At 66.5% G+C, this 6,894-nt stretch carries 7 protein-coding genes; all 7 read left to right on the forward strand.

The genetic code is table 11. The features are described 5' to 3' along the window. Positions 1-137 precede the first annotated feature (137 nt). The gene (locus SSA01S_RS18415) at positions 138-845 is read left to right on the forward strand and encodes an SDR family NAD(P)-dependent oxidoreductase (protein WP_061781564.1); all 708 of its coding nucleotides are present in this window, start codon (positions 138-140) and stop codon (positions 843-845) included. Beyond that, a complete protein-coding gene (locus SSA01S_RS18420) occupies positions 835-1,767 on the forward strand; it encodes a 50S ribosomal protein L11 methyltransferase (protein ID WP_061781565.1) in 933 nt (310 codons plus the stop codon). The genes SSA01S_RS18415 and SSA01S_RS18420 overlap by 11 nt, the downstream gene beginning before the upstream one ends. Before the next feature lie 230 nt (positions 1,768-1,997). Beyond that, positions 1,998-3,524 carry an acyl-CoA carboxylase subunit beta gene (locus SSA01S_RS18425; protein WP_061781566.1) on the forward strand — a complete coding sequence of 509 codons (1,527 nt, stop codon included), beginning with the start codon at positions 1,998-2,000 and terminating at the stop codon, positions 3,522-3,524. A 24-nt stretch (positions 3,525-3,548) separates the two neighbouring features. Continuing rightward, on the forward strand, positions 3,549-4,118 hold the full coding sequence (locus SSA01S_RS18430; protein WP_061781567.1) for a hypothetical protein: 570 nt from the start codon (positions 3,549-3,551) through the stop codon (positions 4,116-4,118). Then, on the forward strand, positions 4,115-4,534 hold the full coding sequence (mce, locus tag SSA01S_RS18435; protein WP_061781568.1) for a methylmalonyl-CoA epimerase: 420 nt from the start codon (positions 4,115-4,117) through the stop codon (positions 4,532-4,534). Before SSA01S_RS18430 ends, mce begins: the two co-directional genes overlap by 4 nt. An 8-nt stretch (positions 4,535-4,542) precedes the next feature. After that, positions 4,543-5,301, forward strand: coding sequence for an enoyl-CoA hydratase-related protein (locus tag SSA01S_RS18440; RefSeq protein WP_170171545.1), 759 nt, complete (start codon positions 4,543-4,545; stop codon positions 5,299-5,301). 78 nt (positions 5,302-5,379) lie between these two features. Further along, a partial coding sequence (gene scpA / locus SSA01S_RS18445; RefSeq protein ID WP_061781570.1) for a methylmalonyl-CoA mutase occupies positions 5,380-6,894 on the forward strand: 1,515 nt, incomplete at its 3' end.

The following is a 6,894-nucleotide window of genomic DNA, read 5'->3' on the forward strand; positions in this document are numbered from 1 at the left end:
GGGGGGGGGGCTTCCTCAAGGGACATCCATCCCGGCACGCCCCCTCCACCATCGCTTCGCGGCGGTCCCCCTCCCCGTGCCGGGGAGGATCGATCCAGCCGGTTGACGCATAGGTCCTCGCCCGGCACGGCAGGGGCATGACGACGATATTGGTAACGGGCAGCAGCCGAGGCATCGGTGCGGCCATCGCATCGAGCCTGGGCGACCTGCCCGACACGCGGGTCCTGGGCCATGCCACGCGCAGCGGCCCCGGCGCGAATCTGGCCGCCGATCTTTCCGAACTCGATGCGCCCGCCCGGCTCTGGGCCGAGGCACTGGAGCAGGCGGGCGGCGCGATCGACGTCCTCGTCAACAATGCCGGTATCTTCGAGGCGAGCCCGCTGGACGCCGACGACTGGTCGGAGAGCTGGGCGCGGACGATGCAGGTCAACCTGACCGCCTCGGCCGAACTCTGCCGCCTCGCCGTGCTGCACTGGCAGGAACGGGGCGTCGGTGGGCGGATCGTCAGCATCGCCAGCCGCGCCGCCTATCGCGGCGACTCGCCCGCCCATTGGCATTATGCCGCGTCCAAGGGCGGCATGGTCGCGATGACCAAGACCATAGCGCGCGGCTATGCGGCGCAGGGCATCCTCGCCTTCGCCGTCTGCCCCGGCTTCACCATGACCGGCATGGCCGACGACTATCTGGCCAGCCGGGGCGGGGACAAGTTGCTTGCCGATATCCCGCTCGGCCGGGTCGCCAGCCCGGAGGAGGTCGCCGCGACCGTCCGTTTCCTGTGCACCGATGCGCCGCCTTCGATGACCGGCGCGATCCTCGACGTGAATGGAGCCAGCTATGTCCGCTGACAGCTGGAAGCTGACCCTGCCCTGCACCCGCGATGAGGCGGAGGCGATCGACGCGGCCGACGATCTGGCGATCGAGGCGGTTATCATGACCACCGAGGAGGTGGAGGACGACCGCGAGCATTGGCGGCTCGACGCCTATTTCGAGGCGGAGCCCGATGCCGCCACCATCGAAGCGATCCGCGCGCTGGTGCCGAGCGCGGGCGACCATCCTGCCACGGTCGAGCATGTGCCCGCGCAGGACTGGGTGACGATCAGCCAGGCGGGGTTGGAGCCGCTATCGGTCGGGCGCTTCTTCGTCCACACCGGTGACGAGGCGGTGCCGGAAGGATTGCGCGGCTTCCACATCCCGGCGGGCCGTGCTTTCGGCACCGGGCATCATGAGACGACGAGCGGGTGTCTGGCGATGCTCGATGCGATGGCGGGCCAGACGATTGCGAACGCGATCGATGTCGGCACCGGCACCGGGCTGCTCGCCTTCGCGGCCCGCCACCTCTGGCCGGAAGCCAAGGTCGTCGCGACCGATATCGATCCGATCGCGATCGACGTGACGGCTGAGAATGCGGCGATCAACGGCGTGGACGGCGTCGAACTGATCGTCGCCGATGGGGCGCTGGCCGATCCGATCATGGCGGCGTCACCCTATGATCTGGTCATCGCCAATATTCTGGCCGGGCCGCTGATCTCCATGGCACCGGAACTGGCCGCGATTGCTGGGCCGGAGGCGACCCTGGTGCTGGCGGGCCTGCTGGAGACGCAGCGCGCCGATGTGGTCGCGGCCTATGAAGCCTGCGGCTGTGCGCTGGAGACGGTCGACCGGCGCGGGGACTGGAGCGTGCTGCGGTTGCGTGCGGGGGCAGAGCGGTTCGTGCCGAATGCGCCGTTTGACCCCAAGGGTCGGGATGGCTGGGCGTTAGATATCTGACCTTCTTCTCCCCTCCCGCAAGCGGGAGGGGGAGGGCAAGGCCACGGGCGAGGGTCTCTGCGAGACTCCAAACCCTCCCCCCAACCCCCTCCCGCCTGCGGGAGGGGGAGCGTGCTTGGCCAGCGTCGGCCTTCTTCACCCACCTTCCCCTTACGAAAGCGGAAATCCCTGCGATTGCCATCGCCTACGCCTCTCGGGCATAAGCCCGGGCAAAGACGTAAGGAGAGGTCATGGCATCGACGATGGTCGAACTGGAACGCCGCCGCGAGGGTGCTCGTGCCGGTGGTGGCGAGAAGCGCGTCGCGGCGCAGCACGCCAAGGGCAAGCTGACCGCGCGCGAGCGGCTCGATGTGCTGCTCGACGAGGGCAGCTTCGAGGAACTCGACATGTTCGTCGAGCATAACTGTACCGATTTCGGTATGACCGAACAGGTCATCCCCGGCGACGGCGTGGTGACCGGCTCGGGCACGATCAACGGGCGGCTGGTGTTCGTCTTTAGCCAGGACTTCACCGTGTTCGGCGGCTCGCTGTCGGAGCGTCACGCGCAGAAGATCTGCAAGATCATGGACATGGCGATGAAGGTCGGCGCGCCGGTCATCGGCCTGAACGACTCGGGTGGTGCCCGCATCCAGGAAGGCGTGGCCAGCCTGGGCGGCTATGCCGAGGTGTTCCAGCGCAATGTGCTGGCGTCGGGCGTGGTGCCGCAGCTTTCGCTCATCATGGGCCCGTGCGCGGGCGGCGCGGTGTACAGCCCGGCCATGACCGACTTCATCTTTATGGTGAAGGATTCTAGCTACATGTTCGTTACCGGCCCCGACGTGGTGAAGACCGTCACCAATGAGGTCGTCACGCAAGAGGCCTTGGGCGGCGCGGTGACGCACACCACCAAAACCGGCGTCGCCGACGTCGCGTTCGAGGACGATATCGAGGCGCTGCTGGCGGCGCGCGACTTCATCGACTTCCTGCCCGCCAACAACCGCGAAGGCGTACCCGAGCGGCCGACCGCCGACGCCTGGGACCGTATCGAGGAAAGCCTCGACACGCTGATCCCTGCCAGCGCCAACCAGCCGTACGATATGCACGAACTGCTATCGAAGGTCGTCGACGAGGGCGATTTCTTCGAGGTGCAGCCCGCCCACGGCGCCAACATCATCACCGGCTTCGGCCGGATTGAGGGGCGGACGGTCGGCTTCGTCGCCAACCAGCCGATGGTGCTGGCGGGCGTGCTCGACATCAACGCCAGCCGCAAGGCGGCGCGCTTCGTGCGCTTCTGCGACGCGTTTGAGATTCCGATCGTGACCTTTGTCGACGTGCCCGGCTTCCTGCCCGGCACCGCGCAGGAGCATAACGGCATCATCAAGCATGGCGCCAAACTGCTCTTTGCCTATGCCGAGGCGACGGTCCCGAAGATCACAGTCATCACCCGCAAAGCCTATGGCGGCGCGTACGATGTGATGGCGTCGAAGCATCTGCGCGGCGACCTCAACTATGCCTGGCCGACCGCCGAGATCGCGGTGATGGGCGCTAAGGGCGCGGTCGAGATCATCTTCCGCGGGCGCACGCCCGAGGAGATCGCCGAGCGGACGGCCGAATATGAGGCGCGCTTCGCCAACCCGTTCGTGGCGGCCAGCAAGGGGTTCGTCGACGAGGTGATCCAGCCGCACTCGACCCGCAAGCGGATCGCCCTGGGCCTGCGCAAGCTGCGCAACAAGGACCTCGCGAACCCATGGAAGAAGCATGACAATCTGCCGTTGTGACGCTTTTTCTGAAGGAGGCTTTGGATGAAGAAGCTACCGCTTTCCAAGCAGATCACCTTCGCGGCGATCGTCGTCGGTGTCGCGATGCTGACGTCGTTCCTTCTGGCCCTGCTGCGATCGGCTGCGGCCGGTCAAAGTGGTCAGCCGCTACCTTCGCCGCTGATCGGCCTGACGCTGGGTGTCGTCGCGGGGGCGGCCTATCTGGGTTTGGCCGGGAACAGGAAAGTCGCCTTGGCCAGCGACGATAGTCGAAAGGCGGCATTGGAACCGGTAACGGACGGCACGGCGCGGTTGATCGTCTTCCGCAAAGGCTTTTACGGCAAGCTGGCCGGCATCGACGTCATGGTGGATGGGGCGACGCGCGCGCAGTTGAAAAGCCCGCGCTTCGCTGTCCTGCCTCTGACCCCCGGCATTCACGAGGTCGGCGCACGGGTGCAGGGCAAGGACGCCCAACCGCTGACCTTGAACCTCGCTCCCGATGAAACGATCGTCGTGGAGCTATCCACCGGCCTGAAAGGCCCGGCGCTGGCTCCGGCGGGACCGCTGGCGACCATGCGTGATACGCTCGCCGCTATTCCGATGGTGCAATCATGACCCTGGGCCGCCTCAACCATATCGGCATCGCCACCCCTTCCATCGAGAAGACGGTTGAGACCTATCGCCAGCTGCTCGGCGCGGACGCGATTGGCGAACCTTTCGACCTGCCCCCGCAGGGCGTGCGGGTCTGCTTCATCGATGCGCCCAACACCCAGATCGAGCTTATCCAGCCGCTCGACGACACCTCCCCGATCGCCAACTTCCTGAAGAAGAATCCGGCGGGCGGGCAGCATCATCTCTGCTTCGAGGTCGCGGACATTCCTGCCGCTGTCGCAGAACTTCAGGCCAAGGGCGCGACGCTGCTGGGCCAGCCGCGTATCGGCGCACACGGCACGCCGGTCGTCTTCCTCCACCCGCGCGACATGGGCGGGGTGCTGGTCGAACTGATGGAAACACAGGGAGAAGGCCATTGAGCGAGCCCATGCTGCTGGCCGAGCGCCGGGGGGGCGTTCTGGTGCTGACGCTCAACCGCCCCGACCGCCTGAATGCGGCGCCGCCCGAACTGTTCGATCGGATCGGTGAGGCGTTGGCGGCGCGCGGTGATGCACGGGCCGTCCTGCTGACGGGTGCGGGCAAGGCATTTTGTTCAGGGGCGGACATTTCGGGCGGCGAGATCGGCCCGGAGACGGTGCACCGCGCACTGGTCGATCACTTCAACCCGCTGTTCTTGACGCTGGCCGACCTGCCCATTCCCATAGTCAGCGCGGTGCGTGGCGCGGCGGCTGGGATCGGGTGCAGCCTCGCGCTGGCGGCCGATTTCTGCGTGGCGAGCGAGGGTGCTTATTTCCTCCACGCCTTCGTCAATATCGGCATGGTGCCCGACGGCGGGGCAAGCTGGATGCTGCCGCGCCTGATCGGTCGCGCACGTGCCGCCGAGATGATGATGCTTGGCGAGCGCATAGCTGCGGCCAAGGCGCTGGATTGGGGCATGATCCACAAGGTCGTCGCCGACGATGCGCTGGACGCCGAAGCCCTGGCGCTGGCCGAGCGGCTGGCGGCGGGGCCGAGCGTCGCGCTGGGCCTGATGCGGCGTGCGCTCCAGGCCGGGTTCGACAGCGATTATGCGACCGCATTGAGCCGCGAGGCCGAGGACCAGCGCGCCGCCCGCGCGACGCAGGACGGTGAGGAGGGCGGCCGGGCCTTTTTCGAGCGGCGTCCACCGCGTTTCCTGGGGCGGTGAGACTTGCGCGCGAACGATGATTTCGCTCTAGTGAAAGAAAATAAGTAGCGCACGTAACGAATGGATGAGGAGTGGCCGATGGCCGAACGCCCTGACCTATCCGATTGGGAAGCCCTTGCCGCCCGCGAGGTGAAGGGGCGCGACCTCGACTGGCAGACGCCCGAAGGGATCACGGTCAAGCCGCTCTATACCGCCGCCGATGTGCGCGAGGACCCCGGCCTGCCGGGCTTCGCGCCGTTCACGCGCGGGGTGCGCGCCAGCATGTATGCGGGGCGGCCCTGGACGATCCGGCAATATGCGGGCTTCTCGACCGCCGAGGAATCGAACGCCTTCTACCGGCGCAACCTGGCGGCGGGGCAGAAGGGGCTGTCGGTCGCCTTCGATCTGGCGACGCACCGGGGTTACGACAGCGACCATCCGCGCGTGACGGGTGACGTGGGCAAGGCGGGTGTCGCGATCGACACGGTCGAGGATATGAAGATCCTGTTCGACGGCATCCCGCTGGATGCCATGTCGGTCAGCATGACGATGAACGGCGCGGTGATTCCGGTGCTCGCCTTCTTCATTGTTGCCGCCGAGGAACAGGGGGTTCACCGCTCCAAGCTGGAAGGGACCATCCAGAACGATATCCTCAAGGAGTTCATGGTCCGCAACACGTACATCTACCCGCCCGAGCCGAGCATGCGGATCATCTCGGACATCTTTGCCTATACCTCGGCCGAGATGCCCAAGTTCAACAGCATCTCGATCTCGGGCTATCACATGCAGGAGGCCGGAGCGACGCAGCTCCAGGAGCTGGCCTTCACCATCGCCGACGGCATGGAATATGTGAAATATGGCGTGGCGTCAGGGCTCGACATCGACAAATTCGCCGGGCGCCTGTCCTTCTTCTTCGCGATCGGCATGAACTTCTTCATGGAGGTCGCCAAGCTGCGCGCCGCGCGCGTGCTGTGGCACCGGGCGATGACGCAGCTGGGGGCGAAGGACGAGCGCTCCAAGATGCTGCGCACCCATTGCCAGACGTCGGGCGTGTCGCTGACCGAGCAGGACCCGTATAACAACGTGATCCGCACCACCATCGAGGCGATGGCCGCGATGCTGGGCGGCACCCAGTCGCTGCACACCAATGCGCTGGACGAGGCGATCGCGCTGCCCACCGACTTCTCCGCCCGGATCGCGCGCAACACGCAGATCGTGCTGCAGGAAGAAACGGGGATGACGAAGGTCGTCGATCCGCTGGGCGGCAGTTACTATGTCGAGAGCCTGACGCAGAGCCTGGTCGACGGCGCGTGGGAGCTGATCGAGCGGATCGAGGCCGAGGGCGGCATGGCCAAGGCAGTCGCGGCGGGCTGGCCCAAGGCGATGATCGAGGAAGCGAGCGCGGCGCGCGCGGCTAAGGTCGACCGGGGCGAGGATGTCATCGTCGGGGTCAACAAATACCGGCTGGCGGATGAAGCGCCGGTCGAGATCCTCGATATCGACAATCATGCGGTGCGCGCCGGACAGGTGGCACGCATCGCGGCGGTGAAGGCCGCGCGTGACGAGACGGCATGTCAGGCGGCTCTCGATGCGCTCCGTAACGCCGCCCGAGTT

The organism is Sphingomonas sanguinis NBRC 13937, from assembly GCF_001591005.1.
Classification (GTDB): domain Bacteria; phylum Pseudomonadota; class Alphaproteobacteria; order Sphingomonadales; family Sphingomonadaceae; genus Sphingomonas; species Sphingomonas sanguinis.